Genomic DNA, 24,429 nt, shown 5'->3' with positions numbered 1-24,429 from the left:
TAAGTGTGGTTGCCTGAAAATACCGGAGCACTTGATCGCCGCGGCCTCAGTTACTGGCTGGTCTACCCTCTAACCCCGATAGCACTGCCTTTACCCTGCGGCTTGCCATCCTTGATCATGATCTGTTCACGCACGCTATTTTTTAGCGAATTCATCATCTCATCGCTGATGGACTGGTTGCGCTCCTGCGGATCGAGCCATTGGACCGCGGCGCCGAAGTGCTCGACATCGCGCCCAAGATTGAAGTTGGCTTTGCCTTGCGGGTCCACATCTACCGGCTTCTTCAGCAACTTGCCATTAACCCGGAAGAAGAGCCGGGCCAGCTTGTCGGGATTGGTGTTGCGGATCTGTGCAACCACCGTGGAAGCGCTTGGCGTCTTACGGACAAGATAAGTCACCTCGACGCCATCGTAGTGACGCGTGATGCGATCCAACCCGCTTCTGTCCCACACCTTGATGACCTCGGGCTCGGAAATAAAGTATTCTCGGAATGTTCGCACATGGGCGGCCAGATTATCCCGGGCGCTTGGTTCATCGCGGCCAATCGCGGTCGAGTATTTTGTAAAGACACACTTGCCATGCAGGCCCGGCGAATGTCCCTGGTACTGGTAGACCAGACCCGTTCTGCCGGGCTTGAAGATCTCCGTACTCTTGTCCATGAATTCTTTATTGGCGAGGAATGACTTCTTGAAGGCCTTGGCTTCATCCTCTGTCTGAAATTCCTCGGTCACCAGCGCAAACCGCGGGCAGGCTTTATTGTTGGCCAGTGGCGGACGATGCACGCCGACGAACAGGTAGTCGCCGGCTCGGGCAGCCGGTGATTGCGCGATGGCGGCCATGCACAAGATGCCGGCTGTGGCCAGGTAACCTGGTGATGTCAATATTTTTTTATTCATGGGTACCGGTAGCTTCAATAACCATTGCCTTCGTATTGCTTACTTGTTGTAGAAAGCAATACACACGTAGCTCGGCATTTTTTAACAGCTCGACGCAGCGACGTCACCGATCTTTATTCATTCTGTAGAACGGATCGTACGTCGGCACCATGATCTCGCCTGGCTTGAGTTCGCGTCCGCAATTGAAGGAGGAACCGCCTTGCCCTACCTTCGGTGAATAGCCGGTTCCGCCGGCGCATCCCGATCTATTAAGAGCCAGCTCCAGCGTCTCACCCCATACGTTATTCTGGAATGGCCCACTGCACCAATATGCGCCCTCCTTATCTTGCCGGCACCAGGCACGCGCCGGTCCCCTGGATGCTGCCGTCGATTTATCCGACTCCGGCTTGTCAATACCGGCCCTGCGCGCGGCCCAGTAATCAGCCGCGCTGGTATTTGACGACGTTGTCGATGTAGGTGACGCGACAGCTTGACGCGCCGGTTGCTGGACACTCGCTTGTATTTGGGCCTGTTGCTCGATCACTCTTTTTGGCTGCTCAACGGCTTTAGTGACGTCTTGCCCTTGAGGCGCAGCTTGACGGTTACTTGCTGCATTCTGAGATCGAGAAGACGCCTGATATTGTGCTGTCTGCTGTGACTGTTTCGAATTGAGTCGAGCCTGATCGTTGGCGATACGATCTCTTTCTTTCGCCGCCGCAATGTCTCTCGATTGCTGGATCGACTGATTCAAAGCATCGCTTCTGGCTCGTTGCGCCGCATATTCTTGCGAAACCTGAGCAGCGCCCCGTGCCATTGCTCCCATCCCCGCTGCCATGTTGTTCCAGAAAGCAGCGCTTTCCGCCTTCTCAGCCCGGACCTCAGCGCTGACTTGGGCCAGCATCTGTTCGGCCGCTTCCTCGGAATACGGATAAAAATAGGAAGGATTATTGAGTCGCGATATCGCAGTCAAACTCATTAATCCATCATTTTCAATCTTGAATCCATTTTCTGTTTTCGTGATGCGTACATTCCCCTTGAGCAGTCCATCCTTTTCAAATAAAACAGAACCATCGCTAGTGGCGTTCCCAACCCATGTGTTACCTAAGCGCATGGCAATCAGAGACAGGGATTCATTAGTTTCGTTGTAGTGAATAATGACGCGGTCGTACATGCCCTCGCTAGTCGCGCCGTTAACGTGCTGTTGCATCACTAGTCCAGGTAAGATCCAGGCGAAATCGTACGACACTGGCGACTTGTGTATATTCTGCGTTAGCCACTTATTCTGCATAACTTCCGGCAAAATGCCCCACTGCTTCCTTAAGAGATCGGGGCTAAGGCTTAGTTTGGCACCTTTATAATGAACAATGCCTTTACCCGTTGGCCGGCCGTAGGCAAATTCCCCACTATATTTATAGGTGCTCTTCAGTTCAAAGTCTCCAATCTTTGTTCCTGCGGGTGCGATGAGAGTGCCGCTCCCTTGAGGGACACCTTCTCGGAATTCCCCATAGTAAGCAAAGGCTCTGACTTTCTCGATATTTTTCTCTACCTCATTCAACCAATACCCAGTCTTAAAAAAGGGGATCACTCCAGTTGCTCGGCCACGTCCATGAGCCAGGCCTGCTTGATTGCACTCGCCAAGATAGGGACCATAAAAAATCGCCTGCGTGAATGACAGTGCTTGGGGCTTCCCGGTGCAAGAACCAGGAGAAGCCATTTGAAATTCTGTTGGAGGTGTGGACAGACGCGCGCGCAAATTCAATGTTTTCCCGTTTCGCCAAACTTGAAGAGCGACTTCAACGCCTGGCTCTTGCGTGGCTATTGCTTTCAACAGCTGCTGAGCGGTAGTGATGCTCTCGTCCTGAAATTTGAGAACAACATCTCCAGCTTCGATCCCTGCTTGCTCTGCAGGACCTGCTGGCACTACGCTAAATACCCAAGCTCCATTTTCATCCGGTAGTGCTAGAACCCTCGCAATATCTGTTGTTACGGGCTGTAGTTCAAGGCCAAGAAAGACACGCCTTACCGATTGACTGGTCCCGCTTTTCAATGTCACGCTCTGACCTGGAGAATCTTGCGGCGCGGCGCATGCCGAGAGAGGTGCAAGCGCGAGACTCAAAACGGCGGCAACGCCGCAGGTCTGGAAAAGAAGTCGGAATGATTTCATTATGTTTTTAATGTCGAAGTGGCCGCCTCGCATGGAAGCTTTCGCATTCTAGTTTCTTACTTGTTGTAGTTAGCAAAAGGATCGTAAGTTGGCATTTTCTGTTCAGATGGCTTAAGGTCGCGGCCGCAGTCGAAATACTCACCTTTCAATTCCGAAGGACTATAGCCGGAGCCCCCTGCGCATCCCACACGACTCAACGCCAATTCGAGCGTGGCTTCGGGCGCCCAAAGCTTTTGAAAAGGTCCAGTACACATGAATTTGCCGCCTTTAGCCTTGATACACCAGGCGCCCGCACGCCCCAGTGATGCCGCCCCTTGCTTGGTTGCGTCCGAGTTCCTGTTGTCAGGATGGTCGATACCGGCCCGGCGCGCGGCCCAGTAATCAGCCGCGCTGGTATTCGATGACGTGGTGGGCGCGGCAGCCTGGCGTACGGGTTGCTGAATACTAGGCTGCAGCTGACGTTCGGGCTCCGCCACTCGCCTTTGCGGTTCGGCACTTCTCGCAGAAGCATAAGGCGTTGCCGGTGTTCCACGAGATGGCACATTGTCCCTGCTGAGCTGAGGCGAAGTGCTTGGCGTATAGCTGCGCTCCGTCTCCCGCAAGCGCTCCCGCTCCCTTTCCTGCCTGCTCTCCCTTTGCCTATCAATTTCGCGCATCTGGTTTCCCAGGTTATTGAGGAAGGCCTGCTGCCTGTTATCCTGGGCTTGCTTGTTACGCATCTCTTGTTGGAAGGTATCGGCAAAGGTTTGGGCGAATGATCGTTGCGGTTCAGGCGCGCCACGACCATAGACCTGTGGCCCGCGGTCGGCACGCTGCGGCGGATAACGATCGGCCTGTGCCTGGGCCGCTCTGCTCTGCCTGGCCCGCTCATCGGCTTCGGCTTGCGCAACACGGCGACGCTTTTCTTCCTCCCGATCGGCAAAGAGCTGTTGAACCTGCTGAGGACTGGCAGGGGAAAAATCCTTGGAATTAAAAACAATGCAGCAGGGATTCGACGCTTTCTTCCAAAGGTAGGGCAAACTACTCATTCCAAGCGAACGCTTCATGTCCAGATACAGCACTGGATCGAAGTCATGAGCATAGGTATTTCCATCTTTATCCGATCCTTGAGTATGAATCACGGGCTTATTCGCCTCGTTATAGAACACCAAGGCGGTAACCGGCTTATCGTAAACGATCGCGTTCGGGTTGACGCGAATTGTCCAATTTTGCTCATCGCATCTGACCAAATCGCATTGGACAAAATGCATGTGCATCGCTTTGCCCGGCTCGACCCATTTAAGTTCGAGTAAGTATTGCAATCCTTTTCCCAATTTCGAAATCCAGGCCGGCGACCGGTCAGCGGCTTCACCGAGTACGCCCCATGCGTCTGCATTCCGCGTCGTTGGCGATGGCTTGCTGTCACGCCGAGCAACTGGCTTTGCCTTGCCATTGTTATAGTAAGCACGATACGTCGTACGCGTATGCGCTGGAAGCTGGCTGAGAATGGAACGCGAGGCTGCAGCCACGGGAAAGCGAACACTCTTGATTCGATTATCCGCGCCAGTAAATTCAATCGTTAATTCCGATCCCGAGGCAAGCTCTTGAATCAATGTCTCATCAAACGGAAGATCTCCGTTGAAGTAGACCGCATCAGGGCTGCCGCTATAATCTATAAATTCCTCGGCTTTGAACTGGCGGACGACTCGCCCATCCACTTTGAGCACGATAGGGTCAGCGGGCAATTTGTTGGCCCCATATCGAGGCTTGTCCACGACATAGATTCCTGCACGTGAATTTATTTCAGGATTGACCCATGCAGATACAAGGAGGGTAGCAATCGACCCGCCATTCGCATCCTTTTCTGAGCTAATCCCTGTCGCACATCTCGAAGCCGGGCGTCCGCCATAACCGGCCTCGGAACAGGTGATTTTTCCCCAGGCTTGCGGCACATCCCGTTGAACTTTGGCGACGGCCTCTTCCTGGGCCGACGCCTTAGCCACCGCGATCGGCTTCGAGTCGTTTGGTTTGGACGTCACTGCAGCGGCTGGCGTTTCCGCCGATTTGCCATTGCCCGCCAGCGTTTGCCCATCCTTTAGCGACGTGACCGTCTCCAGCAATTGCTGGCGGCTGACTTCGGCATATACATACGTCGAGAAAAAGCCGCCTTCCAGATTAAGCGTATTGGCTGCGGCATCGTATTTCCATTTTTCGCTGCTGCCGAGCAGGCCGGTGGCAGCCGTATCCACCGAGCCGTCAGGCTGCACGGTTCCGGTCTTGACCAACTCATTGGTTGCGGAATAAAAGTCGAGCTGCTTTTTTTCCGCGTTGTATTGCACGGTCCATTCCATCTTGCAGTTGGATGGCCTATTACACCAGGCGAAGGCGATATGCATGGCCGCGCCCGGTACAAGCCATTTCATATCCATGCCGTAGTTGTCGCTGGTGCGCTTATGTATCCATGCCTTGTCTGCCAAGCTGGCCAAGTCACCCCAGCGCCGCTGCACCTCATCCTTGTCCGTGGTGCGCAGCTGTTCCAGCTGCTGACGTACCTCGGGGCTTGTTTGATAAGTTAGTGCGTTTTGCGCCACGCCTGGGCCTGCCACCGCGAACAATGCGCAAGCGAGAAAAATGAGCGGGTTCTTTCGAAATGACGTCATCATGATTTCCATGTTGAGTTTTTATTATTGCGATTGGCTGACCACACGCAGTGATGATCACGGCCGCTGATTTGCCGGTTGCCTAGTTGAGGATTGAGGCCTGTTTCATTTACTTTGCATTTGGCCATTCCTCGGTGCTAGCCAGACATTTGTGCCAGCACGATGGCACGCCATCGGCAGGCTAATTCGAATCCGCTGCAGATGGACTTCAGGCTCGCTTGTCGCTTATTCCTGTTTCGAACGACAGTATAAAGTTAGCATTAAGCGATCCTTGGAAAATTGTCATTGCTGTAAGCGCTCACTGCGAATGACGTGGTATCGCTACCACGTTAGAGGCTGAGCTCCTCTCTGCACTTGGCGTAAAGTTATTATTTTTATAACGTATATACAGAACTCCATTCAGCCTGACGAACCTTCTCTTATGTATTCGTACAAGGAATAAATGCTATTTCTCATGCCGGACACGCCGATTTTCTGGAATTGGCATAATGGAGTCTTTGCACCCGCTTTTCCGAGGTCTGTAATGAACGCGCTGGACGTGCCCTTGAACCTGCTGCCTGAAACCGAAGCTTCCACAGCCCCGAATCTGGAATACATTCCACCCTGCGACTTGCCCACGCCTTGGGCAAAGTTTGCGCTGCACGGTTTCATCGATCAGGCCGATGGCAAGGAACACCTAGCGATCACGCTCGGTGACATCACCGGCGAGGTGCCGGTGCTGGCGCGCATTCATTCCGAATGTCTGACAGGCGATGCCTTATTCAGTCAGCGCTGCGATTGCGGCGCACAACTGGAAGCCGCCATGCAACGGATCGCCAAGGAAGGACGCGGCGTGATCCTGTACCTGCGCCAGGAAGGACGCGGCATCGGCCTGGTGAACAAGCTGCGCGCGTATCGCTTGCAAGATGGCGGCATGGATACGGTGCAGGCCAATCATGCGCTCGGCTTTGGCGACGACGAGCGAGATTATCGCCTGGTCAAGCCGATGCTCGTGCAACTTGGAGTGACTTCTCTGCGTCTCATGACTAACAACCCGCGCAAGCTGCGCGCCATGCAGGAAGCCGGTGTGCCGGTGACCGAGCGTGTGCCGCATGAGGCCGGGCGTAATGCCGCCAATGAGCAATACCTTGCCACCAAGGCGGCCAAGCTTGAGCATATGTTTGCGCAGACTAAAGAGTCTTGATCGGAGTCCCTGATGCCCTTTACTACTGAAGTTTATCCCGGCGTGAATACCGTGGTGCCGGAGGAGACGCTTGGCTTCACGCTGAACCATACCATGCTCCGGATAATCGACCCGGAGGTATCGCTGGCGTTTTATTCGAAGGTGTTGGGCATGCGCGTGTTGCGCAAGCTGGATTTCCCCGAAATGAAATTCTCGCTGTATTTCCTGGCCAAGGTCGATAAGAGCGAAAACGTGCCGGAAGAAATTGGCGCACGTACCCAGTGGACCTTCAGCCAGCGCGGCATTCTTGAACTCACGCACAACTGGGGCACGGAAGACGACCCTTCCTTCAAATACCATGACGGCAATGCGGATCCGAAAGGCTTCGGGCATATCTGCTTTTCCGTTCCCGACCTGGCAGAGGCGATCCGCTGGTTCGACGCTAACAATGTGCAGTACGTGAAGCGCCCGGAACAGGGCAAGATGAAGGATGTCGCCTTTATCAAGGACCCGGATGGGTACTGGATCGAGATCGTGCAGGCCAGCTTGCTGACGCAGCTCGGACGCGCGTAATTCCTGACTTTATATTTATTCGCTCACTGCCCTGACAAGGCAGAGAACCGGGCGAGCGCGGTGGAAGTATCGCGCTCGCCGGCGTGGCATGCGGTGTGCCGCACTCAATGACTGTGGTTGAGGACGCTTTTAATGATCGCCTTGATTTCTTCTTCTTTATCGGCGCCTGCTGCATGTTGAAATACGATGGTATGCCGGGATTCGATGGAATAGTCATCTTCTCCGGCAATGGCTGAAATGACTGCCATGCACTTGCTCTCTCCTACCTCTTCCACACTGGCTTTCGCCCTCCACATTCCGACATTGCATGTAATGGTTTGCATTCTTCACCTGAAAGAGTGGACAAAAGAAGCCCCCGGCGAGCACCTGGCTCACCGAAGGCTGACTACCGCTGGTAAGGAGCGGCTCTTTACAGAAGTGGCTTAGCGGCCGCCGAGTCCGCCGCTGCCGCCGGTGCGGCCGCCCGGGTCACCCTGGCTCGATCCGGTGCCAAACGAGCCGGTCGAGCTGCCGCCTGAAGTCGTGCCGCCCGAGGTGCTGCCACCGGTCGAACTGCCCATGCCGCCCGAACCAGAGCTCCCGACGCCGGAGCTGCCGGAAGAGCCGGTGCCGCTGGAGGTATCACCGCTGCTACCCGAGCCGTAGGAAGAGCCGGTGCCGGAGGAACCGGAGCCAGTGGTGCCCGAGCTCGACGAGCCGGAACCTGTGGAATCGCTACCCGAGGAGCCGGTGCCCGAGGTGCCGGCGCCCGACGATCCTGTTCCCGATGAACCGCTTCCCGAGGAAGTAGTGCCGGAAGTGTCCGAGCCTGACGAACCGGTGCCCGAGGTGCCGGTGCCGGAGGAACTGGTGCCAGTGGAATCGCTACCCGACGAGGCAGCCGAGCCCGTGGAATCGGCGCTGCCGCTGCTATGGGTGCCGCTTTGATGCGAGCGGCGCTTTTTCGTCGACGACGTGCCGCTTGTTGTGCCAGTGTTGGAGGTATCGGTCGCGCTTGTGGCGCCGGTGCCGGATGAGCCGGTAGTACTACCGCTCATTGACGAGCCCTGAGCCATGGCATAACCAGAGCCTAATGCAGATACGAGTAATGCTACTAATAGTTTATTCATGCAAAATCTCCAATCTGTACGAGAAAAATTTCCAAATACTATTTCCTTCGGTTGAACAACCGAGTCACGGATTAGAAAGCTCCCATATCAAAAGTTCATTGCTGTATTTGCATGTGTAAAAGACTGATTCCGTCTAGCGACGTCATTTCACTATATAAGCAAGGGCAATTGGCTTACATGTCTCTTATTAGTGGTTTTTGAAATCTCTTGAAATTTTTCAGTTTGCACGCTCTCCGCTTCATTGTGTGTTCAATCGGCAATGGCGCAATTCCCGCACGCCAATCTCGTGACGGAAATGACCGACACGGGTCGGAACTCCGAGCATTAAGGTTACGCTACAAACGAAAAAGCCCCGTAACGGGGCTTTTTTATTGTCAAACCGTTGAACGATTTACCGTAAAGCTTGCTGTTTATTTCAGCAGCGAGCTGCGCGCGCCAACGAAGGTGATCACGATGCTGAGCAAACCGATGAAGCCCATCGCCGCTTGCATGCCCATGGTGTCAGCCAGGGTGCCGATCAACGGCGGGCCCATCAAGCTGCCGATATTGCACATGGTGGCCACAGCTGCCACCGCCAGCGGACCTTCCTTGCCTGCCGCGCTGAAGACGAAGGGAATGACGAGGGCCAGACCGAGGCCCGAGCAGGCAAAGCCAAACAAGGCGATGTAAGCGTTGGGGGCAGAGACTGCCAGGAACAGGCCGGCGCTCGACAAGCCCGCGCCGCAGGCGATCAGGCGGCTGGCGCCATACTTTTCCTTCAGCTTGTCGCCGAAGATGCGTGAGATCAGCATCATCACGGTGAAGGCCGACAACGCCATCGGGGCAAAACCTTCGCTCACGCCGAAGTGACTCTTCAGGAACACGCCGCTCCAGTCGGCAATGCTGTTTTCCGACATGGCCATGCAAAAGCCGAGCACGCCAAGCATCAGGAGCGGGCCGCTGGGCAGCGAGAATTTTTTCTTCTCGATCTTTTCACCAGCCTCATCCGCATCCAGGAATTGATAGCAAATCCAGAACAGCACGGCCATCGGCATGGCTACGCCCATGAAGTGCAGCGAAGGCGCGATGTTCATGCCGCCCATGGCGCCGCCCAGCAAGGCGCCAGCCAGGGAACCAGAGCAACCCCAGGCATGCAGCATCGACATCTGTGACTTGCCAGTGGACTTTTCAAACCTGGAAGCGACCGAATTGACACCGACGCCATACACGCCAGCCGTCACGCCCAGCATCAGCACGGCCAGCATCAGGGCCGACATGGTGGGCGCCAGGCCAATGGCGGGCAGCACGGCCGTCAAGGCCAGCGCACCGATCAACATGGTATTGCGACCGCCGAAGCGTGCCATGGCGCGGGTCGCAACGGGATAAGAAAGCAAACCGCCCAGGCCGCCGCACAGCAGCACGAATGACAGGGAAGAATGCGAAATTTGTAAGCCAGCCTGCAGGGCAGGAATGCGGCTGGCCCAGCTGCCGAAAATCAGGCCAATCGCTGCAAAAATGGCAGGCAAGGCCACCTGCGGCAGCGAGCGGGAAATCGAAGCGGTACGAGAAGTGAGAACGACTGGAACGGCTTGCATGTAAAGATCCTGAGCAATATTTCTGTATGGAATACCGCTCTGATGTATGCCGTCCGGAAAAGTTTCTGTGCGGAAGAGATTATTTGAGGAAAAAATTTAGATAGTAAATTCCTTGCGAATCTGCCTACTTTTTAGGCAGATTCGCTTAAAATTTTTTATGGCGAAATGGCCTTTTGTACGGCTGTTGGCAAGGCGGCAGCGGCCATCTGGTCGGCGCCGTGCCTGAGCATTTCGCGGAAGGCCGGCTGCCGACTCAACAAGTCTTCTACCGTGCCGATGTCTTGCACTTCGCCGTTTGCCAGCAAGACCACCTTGTTGAAATGACGAAGCAAATCCATGCGATGGATCGAGGCGACGATGCAGGCATCGGGCAGGGCTGCCGTGATGCGTCCGAGGACGGTTTGCTCGGTGATGGGGTCGAGCGCGCTGGTGGGTTCATCCAGCAAGACGAGCGAACTGTCGCGCGCCGCCAGCAGTCCGCGCGCCAGGCACAAGCGCTGGCGTTGTCCGCCCGAGAGATTGCAGCCGCGTTCCGACAAGGGCGTATCCAATCCCAGTGACAATTCGCTCATGACGGCATCGAAGGCGCTGGCACGGATCACCTCGGCGATTTCATGATCGGCATGCTCACCCGAGAGCGAGATATTGTCACGGATGGAAGCTTCAAAGACGTCGGCTTCCTGGGCGATGAAAGTGGCGATGCTGCCAAGATGGCGCGTTTCGGCGGCATGCGCGCCATCGACATCGATGCGCTGGCCTGTCGATAAATATTGTCCGGCCAGCACGCGCATGAGCGTACTCTTGCCGGCGCCGCTGGGACCGACCAGGGCGACGCGGTCTCCACGTTGCAGCGAGAGGCTGATCTTTTTCAAGCCTGAACCGCTCTTGCCCTCGTCGTCATTGGCCGCATGGTCGTATGACAAGTTGCGCATGTCGATGCGCTGCCAGTTTGCCGGCACAGGGGCGCCGCCGTCAGTCTGCTCCGCTGCGAACCAGATCGATTCGGCGCTAGCCAAGTCGGTGCGCATGCGCGCGACATTTTGAAAACGGTCCGCCAAGGCAAGCACGACAGTCCGGGCTTGCTGGGCATATTGATGAACCAGGAAGACGCCGCCGATAAGAATGGCGCCATCGCGCTGGCCCATCCAGACCGCAGCACCGACCAGGCCCCAGGTGAGCGCCACGCTGAACAGATCGGCAATACACCACTTCACTTCCACCAGGGTGATGCTTTTTTTGGCAGGCGCGAATACGTCGCCAAGCTTATCCACCACCTGGTGGCGCGAGCTGTCTTGCATGCGGAATGACAGGATGGTGGCGACATTGCCAAGAAAATCCAGCAGCTTGGATTGGTACTTGCGCTCAGCGGCGTTTTCTTCTTTGGCCAGGCGCATGAGCATGAAATCGAAGCGCACCATGATCATGCCGGCCACGCTGTACCCCACCAGCGCCAGCAATCCCAGCATCGGCGAATACAGCATGATCGCGACTGCCGCGCCAAAGAAGTGCACTGCCGCCTTGATATAGTTGAACTGGTTTTGCGTGAAGCCATGCAGCGCCAGCGACGATTGCGACAGGCGCTGCTGCACTTCACCGGAATGATGACGGTCATGCCATGCCAGCGGCAGGCGCATCAATTTGGCATACAGCGCATTGGTGTAATTCCTGCGCACCAGCAGCGCAATCCGCCGCTCGCTCACGCGCGCCGGACCATGCAGCGACCAAGCGACGACTGCCGCGGCGAGAATCGCGATGCCGTAATACGCCGCCGTCGTCAGCGCCTGTGCGCCATCCTTTTGCAAGGCATTCAAGGCTTTGGCTCCCAGCCAGGGCGACATCAATTCCGTCAAGGCCGCGCCGACCAGCATCAGCCATGTCAAACCTAATTTGATGCGTGCGCCGCTGGCGTAGCGCCACATGTTGAAATACAGGCCACCGAGCTGGGACGGCTTGGGTTTGCCGCTTTCGCCACGATTGCGTTCACTGGCGGGATTGCCGCCTGCTGACGCGAAAAACTTGAGAAACATAATTGAATGATGACTGCGCGCCCGTGTGGGCTTGCCGTGTTTGCTACAGAAGAGAAAAAGAAAAGAGACGCTGATCACAGCGATTGATTAGCGTAAATCTTACCACGTAGAAATCGGCTTGCTGCGTGCGTTACAGCGCTTTCACCGTGTTTGTAAGTGGGAAGTTAATTAAGAGGTAAGGACTTCGCAGAATCGATGCCCATAACGTGGCAATTCAATAAAGTGACGTGTGCAAATCGTCAATTGCGATAACGTCCATGAACGAGATCAGCAACGCTGAGGAAAAATTTTTCAGTCATTGAATTTGGTATGCCTGGCATTCCTGCACATCATGACAAGCATGTAAAAATCTCGATTGCATCCACGTTCATGAACGTGTTTAATGGCCTCCAACAAATTCCGGCAATGTTTGCTTAATGTGCCGGGAAAGGAGACTAGTTTGCCTTTTTCTACACCGATGCCTGGCGAGTCGCCGATCCGGATTGCAGCGGCGGATGGTTACACCTTGCATGGCACCCTGTTTCAGCCGGCCGGGCAATCGGCATCTTCATCGCTAGCCATCATCAATTGCGCGACCGGCGTGAAAGCTGCCTATTACGCCCGCTATGCACGTTTTCTGGCGACGCATGGCTTCACCGCGCTGACGTACGATTACCGCGGCATCGGCGCATCGCGCCCACATTCGCTGAAGGGATTCCGCGCTTCCAAGTACGACTGGGGCCATCTCGATTTCGAAGGCGTGCTGCGCTGGGCGATGCCACGTTTTGAACAGAATCGCATCGCCGTGGTCGGCCACAGCATCGGCGGCGTGGTGCCGGGATTTGCGCCGTCCAACCATGGCATCCATCGCATGCTGACAGTCGGCGCGCAATTCGCCTACTGGCGCGACTATAAGGCAGACCAACGCAGGCACATGTTTTGGCAATGGCATATCGCCATGCCATTGCTGACCATGGCAGCGGGTTACTTTCCCGGCAAGCGCCTTGGCTGGCTGGAAGATTTGCCCGCCGGCGTGGCGCTGGAATGGGCATTGCGTTCCTCATCGCTCGAGCGCGCAAGCCCTGCGTGGATACGCCGGAAGTGGCGACTGGCGCAAAGCAGCGAGGTCACGCGCCACTTTGCAGGATTGCGCGCGCCGATCCTGGCGTACGGCGTTAGCGACGACCCGTTCGGCACCCCCGCCGCGATTCATCGCCTGCTGCGCTATTTCACCGGAAGCCACCGGACGTATGTCGAAGTGAGCCCAGCAGACTTGCGCTTGCCCGCCATCGGGCACTTCGCTTTCTTTCACGACCGTTTCAGCGCCAGCCTCTGGAAGGAATCGCTTATCTGGCTTGCAGATGGCAAGGTGCAACGTCCACCGGCCGCGGTGTTAGCGCCATCGTCTTCCCGGCTGGCGGACCTCGAAATCCCGGCTTAATGCGCCCTGCAAGAAAAATTTGGGCATTTGGAAAATTTGCTGTAGAATCCGTGCCCTGCTGATATAGCAATACCTCAGCGGAGCGGTAGTTCAGTTGGTTAGAATACCGGCCTGTCACGCCGGGGGTCGCGGGTTCGAGCCCCGTCCGCTCCGCCAGACATGTCTCCATCGTCTAGAGGCCTAGGACATCACCCTTTCACGGTGAGTACCGGGGTTCGAATCCCCGTGGAGACGCCAAGTTTTAAAAAAGGCCCTGCAAAGGGCCTTTTTCTTTTTGCGGCGCCAAACGCGCGCAGTGCGCCAGCTTACGGCTGCTTCGGCACATCAATGCGCGTTACCCCGCCCGTGACGGCAACCGGGTCGCTGGCGGGAAAGGTCAGTTCCACCGCATCATCCAGCTGGGCTTCTTCCTTTTCTTCCGGATCGTCGGAATCGACATTACGCGCCACCACATCGCGCGAAGTGGCATCCTGGGGCGAAACATCTTTTGGCGTCACCGACAACGATGCGTCGCCGTGCGATGACTTTTCCTTGGGTTGCTGCTTTTCGTCTTCCTGAGAGCTTCGGGGCAAATTCGACATGGCATTCCTCCACGATAGTTACTTTTCACAATAATTTTTAGGGAATACACCTGATTTGGCAGGGTGTTTTTCCCCTCAATAATTCGGTTAGAGCCTAGAACGTTCTTGTTGTTCAATTTTTATTGCAATAAGCATAGCGACGCTTGACGAGTTCTAAACTTTCATTGATGGCAACGGTCTATGGACAGAATGAGGCTGGAACAGGGAACAGGCGTAACAGCCGCAGCGACAAAGTGACTGCACGAAAGGATGAACCATGCAACCGGTAACCAATGGCACGTCATGTTCGGTGTGGCTGGCCACCTCGGCGCTTCCTCAATTTTCTCCCTTGCCTAGCGATTGCGAAACCGACGTCTGCGTCATCGGCGCGGGCATCGCCGGGATGACCACCGCTTATCTATTAAGCCGCGAAGGCAAACGGGTAGTGCTGATCGATGCCCTCGGCATCGGCGCCGGCGAAACCGGGCGCACCACGGCGCATTTCTTCCCGCCCGATGAGTGGTACACCGGCGTGGAAAAACACTTCGGCAAGAAAAAGTCCAGGCTGGTGGCGGAAAGCTTTGCCGCCTCCATCGACATGGTGGAATCGATCATCAATCAGGAAGGCATCGATTGCGAATTCGAGCGCCTGGATGGCTACCTGTATGCCCTGGCCGGCAATGGCTTCAAGAACATGGATCACGAGTTTGAAGCCGCCAGCCGCGCCGGCGTGCCGGTAGAGCGCCTGGATCATGTGCCGGGATTAAGCTTCGACACCGGCCCCTGCGTGCATTATGCGAATCAGGCGCAATTTCATCCGCTGAAATACCTGGGCGGCCTGGCGCAGGCTTTCGTGCAGCGCGGCGGCACCATCCATTGCGGCACACTGGCCGATGACATCGGCCTGGACAGGAATGTCTGCCTGGTTCACACCAGCCATGGGACGATCCGCGCTTCCGCCGTCGTGGTCGCCACCAACACGCCCTTCAATGACCGCGTGACCATGCATACCAAGCAGGCCGGCTACCGCACGTATGTGATCGGCATGCGCGTGCCGCGCGGCGCCGTTCCGCGCATCCTGCTCTGGGATACGGGCGACCCTTACTACTACATCCGGCTGGAGTCGCCCCCGGACGATGCGGAGCACGACATCCTGATCGTCGGCGGCGCCGATCACAAGGTTGGGCAGGATTCCCATCCTGAACACCGCTATGCGGAAATCGAGCGCTGGGTGCGCGAACGCTTTCCGATGGCGATGGACGTGGCCTACCGCTGGTCCGGCGAAGTGATGGAACCCTCGGATGGCCCGGCTTATCTCGGCCGCAATCCATCCGGCCCGCATGGCGTTTACCTGATTACCGGTGACTCCGGCAATGGCATGACCCATTGCACGATCGGTGCCATGATCGTCAACGACCTCATCATGGGGCGCGATAACCGTTGGCAGGAGCTCTATGATCCGTCGCGCAAGGTCATGCACGGCCTTGCCGACTTCGTTGCCGAGCAAGCCAATACCTTGTCACAGTATGGCGAATGGATGAAAGGCGGCGAAGTCGAGTCGGTCGAGGAAATCGCCGCGGGCGAAGGTGCGATCTTGCGCGAAGGCTTAAGCAAGATCGCAGTGCACCGGGATGCGCAGGGCGGGCTGCATGCCGTCTCGGCCAAGTGCACGCATCTCGGCTGTATCGTGCACTGGAACTCGGCCGAGCAATCCTGGGATTGCCCCTGCCATGGCTCGCGCTTTGCCACGGATGGCGAAGTCTTGCACGGCCCGGCAGTAGCGGCGTTGGCTCCCGTCACGCTGGATACGCAAGGCCATGTTCCACGGAACGCTCGCGACAGCCAGCGTCCGCCGCGCGGTCCAGGATTACGCTAGATTCGGTTCAGCGAAGATAGGGATAGCTAAACCCGATGAAGTGCACGGCGTTCAAGGCAAAGTGCACCAGAATCGGGGCCTCGATCGTGCCTGCTTTGGCATAGGCGATGGCATAGCCCAGCCCGGCCAGCGTCGCGAGCATGACCATGACGGCACCGCCGCCCGCATGCGCCAGGCCGAACAGCAAGGCGGAAACCGCTATAGCGAGATACGCGCCGCCTCGCCGGCATGCCAAGGCGCGCGCCATTCTTTCCTGCATAAAGCCACGAAAGAATGCTTCTTCCGCCACGCAGGTAAAGAACAAATTCACCAGCAAAAATACCGGCGCATAGGCAATCAGCTTGGGAGCAAAGCGTACATGGCCCAGCATCAATGCTGTCACGAGCACGATGGCAATCGTGGCTAGGACAATCACTAAGGCAAGGCTGCTGGACTTGCGCCATGCTTTTGCCGATCCGGCTTGGCGGCACAGGCAAGCCAGCAGGATGGCGCCCGCTGCGCCCTTGTCGAAATTGGCATACTGCGTGAACGGCGCGGCATCCGGCGCCAGGATGGCATTGGCGAGCAAGACCGGGTTATGGAAGCCCGGGAGCCGATGCAAGGCCAGCGCCAGGGTCAGCAAGGCAGTCGCGATGCCAAACACCCATTGTTGCGCCCGGCTCGCGTCGTTACGACCGGTGCGATAGGCGCAGTAAGCCAGGGCGGCCAGCGCGATGAGCCCAGGCCATTCGAGCACGCCGGTCAGCATGCCCGCGACAATCGCGGCGATAAACAACAGCAGCCAGGGAGCCAGCCGCCACCGTCCAACAGCCATCGGCCTGGCCCAGGTCGCGCAAACGGCCAGCGCCAGTAAAACAAAGGCCGCCGGCATTAAAAGGATGAACCCTTCTCTTGTAGGAAGGAAGATTCTTCGTCGGTAGAAGGCCGGCCGAGGATGGCGTTACGGTGCGGGAAACGGTGGAAGCGTTCGATGATGACGCGATGGCGCACGGCGAAATCATGAAAGCCCGCAAATGTCGTACGCTGCTCGGGCGGCACTTCCTGCACCAGGCGCTCAAACAGCGCCACCGCGCGGTTCTGGTCCTCCAGGTCCTCGGAATGCTCCAGCGGCATGTAAAGAAACACGCGCTCGATTGGCCGCAACTGGCGGTCGACCTCCATGGCCAGGCCTTCCTTGCACCAAGTTCGCGCCAGCGCATCGTAGGCAAAGGATTGCGCGGTATTGCGGTACATATTGCGCGCAAACTGGTCGGTGAGCAGAATCAGCGCCAGCCGCCCGCGCGGCGTGGCAGCCCAGTCGTCGAGAGCCCCGCTTGCCGCCTGCGCCAGCGTGTCGCCGAAGTGCTGCAGCATCAGCGCATCGGTCGCCGCATCCTTGGCCCACCAGAGCTTCGTCTTTGCCGCTGCTACCGCGGCATCGTCAGTCTCGGTGCCGAACCAGAATTCATGAATACTCTCCGGCGTTTCCATTCATGCTCCCGCTGCCAATTCTTTACATGGTCCTGGCGAGCGCCACCAACTGATCCAGCGCCGCGCCCCAACCTTCGTAAAATCCCATTGCCTCGTGCCGCTTGCGGCCTTCCTCGTCGCGATGGATGACGGTCGCGGTATAGACCGTTTCCTCGCCCTTAGACTCCAGCTCGATCATGGCGGTAAATGCAAAATCATTGTCGCCGTCGATGTTGGCAGGACGCCAGCCCGGCGTCATGGCATTGGTCCAAACCAGCTTTTCATTGTCGACGATTTCCAGGTAGACGCCGACATTGGGAAATTGCTGGCCGTCCGGCGACTCCATCACGGTGCGGAAGGCGCCACCCGGGCGCAGGTCGATTTCGCAATCCACGGTACGCCAGGGCGCGGGCGTGAACCATTGCTTGATGTATTCCGGCCGGGTCCAGGCGGCCCATACATGCTCGCGGGGCACATCGATGGTGCGCGTGAAGGTGAGGTCGAGCCTGGGATCAGGCTCGGGCGAGGCCGGGCGTGCCAGCAAGGTTTCGACATCGATGATATTCACGCTGGTGGCTTGCACGCCGACGCGGTAGGTGCCGATTCCTTCGAGCTCGATGCAATGCGCGATCCGGCCGATCACATGCATGACGCCATCTTCGTTCGGCAATTGCAATCGAAACTGGCGAATCGACTCTACTTCAAGCTTTTCGCGGCTGAGAAAACCAAAGCCGCCCTTGGAGACATCGACCGTGCTGATCGGGTGCCAATCGTCGCTGCCGCTTGCCGCAATCCAGCCCTGCGCCGTGATGGGCCGCCGTTGATATGTACGTCGATTGCTGAAATCCATGCCGCATTCCCCTGATCATATTGTTGTGGCGTTGCCGGCTGCAAGGCAGTGTCAGCCATTACCGCGCTTTTGGCATGTTGCCGCAAAATTATTTAACGCGCAATAAAGGGGGCCATCGATGGGCTACCGTCAAGGTGGCTGCCGTCGTGCTTGGAGCCCGAAAGCCGGCACACCGCTGTTTATAGGATCGCGCACGAATACCGCTGACGATTTGCATCATCTGGCGGCCAGCTGCATGCCTAACAATAGAATGACCATGAGCAGCATGGCGGAAACACTTTTCCAGAAAACCACCGGGTCGCGCTCGATCAGCGGCGGACGCGCTTTGGCAAGAAAAGCCTTGTTCGGATGGTGCAGGTCGAAGACGAACTCCGCCACATCCTCGTAGCGCTTGTGGGGAAGCGGATGCACGGCTTTCCTGATAGCTTCATCCACCCAGGCGGGAATGCTGCGCTCGTACAAGCGCGCCGGATGATAGGCCAGCTTTTTTTGCGCCGCCGCCGAACGGATCTTCGGCACTTCGCTTCCATACGGCAGCCGGCCCGTCAGCATTTGATAAGTCAGTACGCCGAGTGAATAGATATCCGAATGGACCGAGCCTTCTTCGCCTAGGAAATATTCCGGGGCGGCGTAATGCGCCGCGCCCAGCGGGTAATTCGGCGCTGCCGACCTGGCCGCTTCGGCGATGCCGGCGACATGGACCGAGCCGAAGTCGATGATCTTCATCGTGCCGGTACCGTCGATCATGACATTGTCTGGCCGGATATCCTGATGCAGCATTTCGAGCCGGTGAAATGCGCGCAAGCCCTTGGCCACCTGATCGACCATGCCGCGCACCGCTTCGAGGCTTGGCCGCGGATGGTCGATCATCCACTGCCCCAGGGTCTGGCCATCGACAAATTCAGTCGCCAGGTAGATGAAGTTGCGCGCCCTGACCGATGCGCATGGCTTCAATACATGGGCGCTATCGATGCGGCGGGCCACCCACTCTTCCATCAGGAAGCGTTCGATATGCGCCGGATCATTCTGGGCATCGATGGCCGGGACTTTGAGGATGACGCTTTCGCGCGTGTCGCCATCCGTCGCCAGGTAAATATGACTGCGGCTGCTGGAGCGCACTTCCCTGACAATCCGGTAACCATCGAATTCCATGCGCGCCTGCAGCACGGGCGGAAAAGGCAGCTCGGACATCTGCCGGCATATTTCATTGACTTGCGGGCGAGGCAGCGCATCGATCCTGACGATCTGTACGGTGAGATTGTCGCCGCTGCCATGCGCGAGCGCTTGCTCGACGATCCGTTTGGCAGCCAGGTCCAGGTCGTCTGCGCATGCCCGGATGATGCCGTCGATGCCATCGGCTTCAATGAATTCATAGACGCCGTCGGTGGCAAGCAAAAAGATATCGCCCCGTTCAATCGCGAAGTTGCGGTAATCGATATCGAGCCGGCTATCGATGCCGAGCGCGCGGCTCAGGTAACTGCGCTCCGGCGATACCCAGACCCGATGGTCGCTGGTCAATTGTTCGAGAGACTGGGGATGGACCCGGTAAATCCGCGCGTCGCCGACATGGAAGAGATGAGCAGTGGTGGACTTGATCACCATGGCGCTCAAGGTGCAGACATAGCCGCGGTCCTTGTCATAGCGTCCCTGGCTCTGCTGGGTTTGCGAATACAGCCAGGAATTGGTTGCTGCCAGCACGCGCTCGACAGAGGTCTTGACCGACCAGGCATCCGAGGTGCAATAGTAATCATCCAGGAAGGACTTCACCGCAGACTGGCTGGCAATGTGGCTGACATCACTGCTGCTGATGCCGTCGGCCAGCGCAATGGCAATGCCTTTCGTGCTCAGGTGCGGCTCCCTTGGCAGATACGCGCCATGAAAATCCTGGTTGGTGTCCTTGCGTCCCTTGTCGGAATACTGGCCGATGGAAATCGTGAGTTGATGGGCCATCTTAGACTGATGCAAACGCGCCCCGGCACCAGTCGGGACCGGGGCGCGTCAATTGTTGCGTGGATTAGTTGAAGGAACGCTTGGGCGCGGTCTTCACATGCGTGGTGTACAAGGTCAGGCCGGTGAAGGTCAGGCCGCCAACCAGATTACCCAGCACCGTCGGGATCTCGTTCCAGATCAGGTAATCCATCAGCGAGAAGTGGCCACCCAGGAGCAGGCCGGACGGGAACAGGAACATGTTGACCACGGAATGTTCGAAGGTCATGTAGAAGAACACCATGATCGGCATCCACATCGCGAGCACCTTACCCGTCACTGTCGTGGAAATCATCGCGCCCACCACGCCGGTCGACACCATCCAGTTGCACAGCATGCCGCGCACGAACAGGGTCAGCATGCCCGCCGCGCCGAATTGCGCATAGCCCAGGGTGCGGCTTTCGCCGATGATGCCAATGGCATGGCCCACCTTGTTGGGCTCGGTCGAAAAGCCATTCGTGAAAATAATCGCCATCAGGACCGCGACCGTGAACGCGCCGCCAAAATTGCCGAGGAAGACGACACCCCAATGCTTCAATATCGCGGGGATGGTGACGCCCGGACGCCGGTCCAGCCAAGCCAGCGGCGTCAGGACGAATACGCCCGTCAGCAAATCGAAACCGAGCAGATAAAGTATGCAAAAGCCGACCGGGAATAAGATGGCGCCAAGCAGCGGCTGGCCAGTCTGGACATTGACGGTCACGGCAAAGACCGCCGCCAGCGCCAGGATTGCCCCGGCCATATATGCGCGAATCAAGGCATCCCTGGTTGCCATATAAATTTTGGATTCGCCGGCGTCCACCATTTTGGTGACGAATTCTGAAGGCATTAGATAAGCCATAACTTCCCCCTTTAGCCGCGATCGGCGGCTTGATAACAAATGTGCTGTAGTCGGATTGACGGATGCACCGCCCTAAAGCGGATCGCACTAGGGTTGAGCAAAAAGCGGGCCTGCCTGATTCGTGGCGGCATAACTTCCTGTTCTTTATACGGTTTTTGTGCATTTCGCCTTGAACAGGGCGCATCTTGGCGGAGCCATGCATCGAATGGGAGCGGGCTTGCACCATAATGCGGCCAAGCATGGTGCAGACGCGCACCACCGATGTTCGACCACATTCTGGTTGTCAACGGGAGGAATGAATACGGCATGCCCGGCGAGTCATGCGTCAGGCGCATATCCGATATAACGAAGCGTGATTGGCATCGCACTGCGATGCAGCATAACGTAGAGCGATACTTATCGAGTATTCCACGTTAACGTCGTCGGGCTGTTACAGCGGCCCGACGGCAGCAACAAAAAAGAGGGCAAGATGCATATCGTATTCATACATGGCCATCGTGCTACCGCCAAAAGCTTCACCTTCCTGTCATCCAAGCTTCAGGATTACCAGCAAAGCTTTATCGAATACGACAGCGAGAATGGTTTCGACGCCAATCATCGCGACATGCTGCAGCAACTCGACGGCATCGGCGATATTTTCTTTATTGCCCATTCCCTGGGCGGCCTTCACGCGCTGCACCTTGCGGAAGAATTGCAATCGCGCGTCATCGGCGCCGTCACGATCAGCACGCCCTATGGCGGCAGCGAAGCGGCCGAACTGCTGTTATATATGATGCCGTTCAATAAGGTGTATCGGGATATCCACCCGCGCAGCACACCGATCATCCGCAGCAAGCAGTTCGCGCTTTCCTGCCCCTGGACGAATATCGTCAGCACGACAGGCCATTCCCCGCTCATGGCTGCGGCCAATGATGGCGTCGTGACCCTGGCGTCAATGCGCCAACGTGACGATATCAGGCTGGTCGAAGTGGAATCGAATCATTTCGAAGTGCTGCAGCATGAAGCGACGCTGGCGACGATACGACGCGCGATCCGGAAGGTGGAGAACAAGCGACTGCAGCGGGCAGGTTACCGAAACGCTTAATCGTCACGCCGGGAAAACAGCGCACGCCATACCCAGCCACGCTCACGACTTTCGCCAGTAAGAATATAGTGCAGCACATTGGCATTGCTCAGGGTGAGCTTCAGCATCGAGCGAGCGGAATGGATTCCCGCAAGCAGAATGGCATCCTCCGCCCGGAGCTGGAAATCATCGTCAGGCAACAGCACCGTTTCACCGTCGCGCTCCACCATCAAGACGATCACCGGCAAGGCGCTGTCACGGTCGGCATTGTCACGCGTGAGCAAGCCGATATCGATTGGCTGCCCGCCAAGCAAAGCTTTATGGACTGCGACGGCATCCAGCGCATTGAGTCGGACATCCCAGACTTGCGGCACATGCCCCTTGCATAGCGACTCCAGGCGCGAGACGAGCGCCTTGCTCCATTCTTCATCGCGATGTCGGACCGCAGCAAGAAAGCGCGACAGCAGCGGCGTAGTGATTACGGAAATGCATTCCTGCGCGACGATGCGTGTATGCACCATGCTGAAATCGGCGCGAAAGGTATCGAACAGCAAATCATGGGCCGCATGATTTTGGCGCGCCACCACAAAGATGTCCGGGTTAAGCTTCCTCGCCATCATCGCGATCGACAGATTGTTGATATCGTTTGGACTTCCGGCGACTATCCCATGCGCACCCATGATGCCGGCGGCTTCCAGCACGCTGGCTTCAGTGCCGATGCCGCGCACCGACTTGACGTCAGCAGGCCCTTCCCCTTCCGGATCGATTACCGTCAGCTCAATTCCGGGCAGCGACAGGTAACGCGCAATCGATTGGCCAAACAAGCCGTAGCCGCAAACAATCCATCGCCCGTGCGGCGGTCGATGCGCCTGCGGCAAAGTGGTGCCAGGCAAACCGGTCAGAATTTCGATGAGCCGGAAGCATTCCGGCGACGACACGGCCAGCGCCAAATATTCGGCAAAACGCTCATAAGCGTTGACGATATGGTGCGTACCGAACGACGCCATGCTGCCGGCAACGACGGGGCTGCGCACACGTGCCAGAACGGGAATGCTCGGATTCAGCAGCCGGGCATTGACGGCGATAGCGAGATTGCATTCTTCATCATTCGTGACAGCCAGCACGCCCTTGCAATAACGATGACGCAGCCCGGCCATTTGCAGATTCACGCTGGCACTGGCGTCAGCAGCCAGTGCGGGATCGTTCGTCTTGAAGTCTTCGAGATCGAGCTCTTCTACCCGTTGCTCGTCTTTTTCGAGAATGACGAAATCAAAGCCTAGAACATCCAATGCGCGGCAAATCAGGCTGCCTGTCTCGCCGCATCCGCATACCAGATAAAACGGCGCGTGCATGCGCTTCACACGCCGCGCGAAACGGGACGCCACCAAGGTATGCTGGAATGCCTTGTCCTGCACCAGCGCCAGCAAGGTCAGAATGGCATACGACCAGGCCACCACTGTCATGTAGATGCAGGCCGTTACCCACAGGCGCTGCGCATTGGAGAATGTCGTCGGAATTTCGCCAAAGCCGATGGTGGTGGCGGTAAAGCTGATGAAATAAAAGGCATGAAAAAAGCTCAGCGGCGCGGCCTTCGTGCCATCGGCATTCATGCCTGGCACCAGCGTCAATCCCAACACCGAGACCGCATAGACCACGATCAGAGCAATCAACGGCGCCCGCATGCGCCGCAAGACCAGGAAAAAGACGCTGTTCATGCTAGCGCCGCATCATCACCGTTTCCACGACGAGTATGGTGAGCGAGATGATATTGGCAAGCAGCGCACCGCCGGACAGGGAGACGACGCTCGCCGTCACTGCCGGCGTCATGCCTGTGCCGCTGATATGCACGGCCGTGGCCCAGGTCACCGCAGCGGCGATCAGCTGCAGGTCGGCCACCAGGCTGGTGGAAAGGTGCACGGCGCCGATTTGCGTGCGATCGCCGAACTTGAGCACAGTAGCGATCATGTTAATGACGATGGCGGCGAACAGTTCGTAGATATTATGGAGTTCAGGACGCTCGATGTCGCCGATGAAAAAGCCAAAGTTGAGGGTGGCGGCTAGGACGATGAAGAAGGCGAAGATGACTTTTTCGAGGTTCATGTTACTCTTCTTGAAAAAATTCACGTATTTCGATGCAGTGATTTTATGGTTCTTTTATTCTCTCGCATCAATTAGTTCGTCCTATAATTTTGCTTCTACGGCCTAGTAGATTTTAAGGCCAAATCTGCCCCCAAATTTACAAAGCTCGTGCAGAATTTTCT

20 protein-coding genes and 2 tRNA genes are annotated in these 24,429 nt (G+C 57.0%); 7 read left to right on the top strand and 15 right to left on the bottom strand.

Annotated elements, in window-relative coordinates; translation table 11 throughout:
* Positions 1–62: 62 nt before the first annotated feature.
* The 3 genes from EDC30_RS15295 to EDC30_RS15285 form a co-directional block, all read right to left on the bottom strand.
* Positions 63–896, bottom strand: coding sequence for a hypothetical protein (locus tag EDC30_RS15295; protein ID WP_132259723.1), 834 nt, complete (start codon positions 894–896; stop codon positions 63–65).
* Between the two features lie 103 nt (positions 897–999).
* Positions 1,000–3,039, bottom strand: coding sequence for a PDZ domain-containing protein (locus tag EDC30_RS15290; RefSeq protein ID WP_165973841.1), 2,040 nt, complete (start codon positions 3,037–3,039; stop codon positions 1,000–1,002).
* Between the two features lie 56 nt (positions 3,040–3,095).
* The gene (locus tag EDC30_RS15285) at positions 3,096–5,690 is read right to left on the bottom strand and encodes a hypothetical protein (RefSeq protein ID WP_132259721.1); all 2,595 of its coding nucleotides are present in this window, start codon (positions 5,688–5,690) and stop codon (positions 3,096–3,098) included.
* 511 nt (positions 5,691–6,201) lie between these two features.
* Here EDC30_RS15285 and ribA point away from each other — a divergent pair.
* Together ribA and gloA are read left to right on the top strand one after the other, a co-directional pair.
* The gene (ribA, locus tag EDC30_RS15280; RefSeq protein WP_165973840.1) at positions 6,202–6,861 is read left to right on the top strand and encodes a GTP cyclohydrolase II; all 660 of its coding nucleotides are present in this window, start codon (positions 6,202–6,204) and stop codon (positions 6,859–6,861) included.
* Positions 6,862–6,873: 12 nt separating this feature from the next.
* Entirely contained in the window at positions 6,874–7,413 is a 540-nt protein-coding gene (gene gloA, locus EDC30_RS15275; protein ID WP_132259720.1) for a lactoylglutathione lyase, read from the top strand.
* A 104-nt stretch (positions 7,414–7,517) separates the two neighbouring features.
* On the opposite strand, the gene EDC30_RS19520 is transcribed toward gloA, so the two are convergent.
* The 4 genes from EDC30_RS19520 to EDC30_RS15260 form a co-directional block, all read right to left on the bottom strand.
* Complete coding sequence (locus tag EDC30_RS19520) at positions 7,518–7,661, bottom strand: hypothetical protein (protein WP_165973839.1); 144 nt, start codon at positions 7,659–7,661, stop codon at positions 7,518–7,520.
* Positions 7,662–7,835: 174 nt separating this feature from the next.
* Positions 7,836–8,450, bottom strand: coding sequence for a hypothetical protein (locus tag EDC30_RS15270; protein WP_132259719.1), 615 nt, complete (start codon positions 8,448–8,450; stop codon positions 7,836–7,838).
* 482 nt (positions 8,451–8,932) lie between these two features.
* Positions 8,933–10,096: an MFS transporter gene (locus tag EDC30_RS15265; RefSeq protein ID WP_243656810.1), complete on the bottom strand. Its 1,164-nt coding sequence runs from the start codon at positions 10,094–10,096 to the stop codon at positions 8,933–8,935.
* A 155-nt stretch (positions 10,097–10,251) separates the two neighbouring features.
* Complete coding sequence (locus EDC30_RS15260) at positions 10,252–12,123, bottom strand: ABC transporter ATP-binding protein (RefSeq protein WP_132259718.1); 1,872 nt, start codon at positions 12,121–12,123, stop codon at positions 10,252–10,254.
* A 439-nt stretch (positions 12,124–12,562) separates the two neighbouring features.
* Here EDC30_RS15260 and EDC30_RS15255 point away from each other — a divergent pair, with 439 nt between their 5' ends.
* The 3 genes from EDC30_RS15255 to EDC30_RS15245 all read left to right on the top strand — a co-directional run bounded on the left by EDC30_RS15255 (position 12,563) and on the right by EDC30_RS15245 (position 13,780).
* The gene (locus EDC30_RS15255; protein WP_243656809.1) at positions 12,563–13,543 is read left to right on the top strand and encodes an alpha/beta hydrolase family protein; all 981 of its coding nucleotides are present in this window, start codon (positions 12,563–12,565) and stop codon (positions 13,541–13,543) included.
* A gap of 79 nt (positions 13,544–13,622) precedes the next feature.
* A tRNA-Asp gene (locus EDC30_RS15250) sits at positions 13,623–13,699 on the top strand.
* Between the two features lie 5 nt (positions 13,700–13,704).
* Positions 13,705–13,780: transfer RNA gene (locus tag EDC30_RS15245), tRNA-Glu, on the top strand.
* Positions 13,781–13,848: 68 nt separating this feature from the next.
* Here the strand turns inward: EDC30_RS15245 and EDC30_RS15240 are convergent.
* Positions 13,849–14,124 carry a hypothetical protein gene (locus tag EDC30_RS15240; protein ID WP_132259717.1) on the bottom strand — a complete coding sequence of 92 codons (276 nt, stop codon included), beginning with the start codon at positions 14,122–14,124 and terminating at the stop codon, positions 13,849–13,851.
* A 256-nt stretch (positions 14,125–14,380) separates the two neighbouring features.
* Between EDC30_RS15240 and EDC30_RS15235 the strand changes: the two genes are divergently transcribed.
* Positions 14,381–15,979 carry an FAD-dependent oxidoreductase gene (locus tag EDC30_RS15235; protein WP_132259716.1) on the top strand — a complete coding sequence of 533 codons (1,599 nt, stop codon included), beginning with the start codon at positions 14,381–14,383 and terminating at the stop codon, positions 15,977–15,979.
* A 7-nt stretch (positions 15,980–15,986) separates the two neighbouring features.
* Here EDC30_RS15235 and EDC30_RS15230 read toward each other — a convergent pair whose 3' ends face one another.
* The 5 genes from EDC30_RS15230 to EDC30_RS15210 form a co-directional block, all read right to left on the bottom strand.
* Complete coding sequence (locus tag EDC30_RS15230) at positions 15,987–16,850, bottom strand: CPBP family intramembrane glutamic endopeptidase (RefSeq protein ID WP_132259715.1); 864 nt, start codon at positions 16,848–16,850, stop codon at positions 15,987–15,989.
* A complete protein-coding gene (locus EDC30_RS15225) occupies positions 16,850–17,449 on the bottom strand; it encodes a DUF924 family protein (protein WP_132259714.1) in 600 nt (199 codons plus the stop codon). The genes EDC30_RS15230 and EDC30_RS15225 overlap by 1 nt, the downstream gene beginning before the upstream one ends.
* 22 nt (positions 17,450–17,471) lie before the next feature.
* Complete coding sequence (locus tag EDC30_RS15220) at positions 17,472–18,278, bottom strand: SRPBCC family protein (protein ID WP_132259713.1); 807 nt, start codon at positions 18,276–18,278, stop codon at positions 17,472–17,474.
* Between the two features lie 216 nt (positions 18,279–18,494).
* Positions 18,495–20,228 carry a bifunctional protein-serine/threonine kinase/phosphatase gene (locus EDC30_RS15215; protein ID WP_132259712.1) on the bottom strand — a complete coding sequence of 578 codons (1,734 nt, stop codon included), beginning with the start codon at positions 20,226–20,228 and terminating at the stop codon, positions 18,495–18,497.
* 64 nt (positions 20,229–20,292) lie between these two features.
* The gene (locus EDC30_RS15210) at positions 20,293–21,105 is read right to left on the bottom strand and encodes a formate/nitrite transporter family protein (RefSeq protein WP_132259711.1); all 813 of its coding nucleotides are present in this window, start codon (positions 21,103–21,105) and stop codon (positions 20,293–20,295) included.
* Between the two features lie 469 nt (positions 21,106–21,574).
* On the opposite strand from EDC30_RS15210, the gene EDC30_RS15205 reads away from it, so the two are divergent.
* A complete protein-coding gene (locus tag EDC30_RS15205) occupies positions 21,575–22,189 on the top strand; it encodes an alpha/beta fold hydrolase (protein WP_132259710.1) in 615 nt (204 codons plus the stop codon).
* Here EDC30_RS15205 and EDC30_RS15200 read toward each other — a convergent pair.
* Together EDC30_RS15200 and EDC30_RS15195 are read right to left on the bottom strand one after the other, a co-directional pair.
* Positions 22,186–23,883, bottom strand: coding sequence for a potassium channel family protein (locus tag EDC30_RS15200; protein WP_132259709.1), 1,698 nt, complete (start codon positions 23,881–23,883; stop codon positions 22,186–22,188). The two genes, EDC30_RS15205 and EDC30_RS15200, sit on opposite strands and share 4 nt — an antisense overlap.
* Before the next feature lies 1 nt (position 23,884).
* A complete protein-coding gene (locus tag EDC30_RS15195; RefSeq protein WP_132259708.1) occupies positions 23,885–24,268 on the bottom strand; it encodes a DUF6394 family protein in 384 nt (127 codons plus the stop codon).
* Positions 24,269–24,429: the final 161 nt, after the last annotated feature.

Source organism: Paucimonas lemoignei, assembly GCF_004342585.1.
In the GTDB taxonomy this organism is placed as follows: Bacteria; Pseudomonadota; Gammaproteobacteria; order Burkholderiales; family Burkholderiaceae_D; genus Paucimonas; species Paucimonas lemoignei.
The sequence above is the reverse complement of the archived record's forward strand: the minus strand, read 5'-3'. Positions and strand labels throughout refer to the sequence as shown.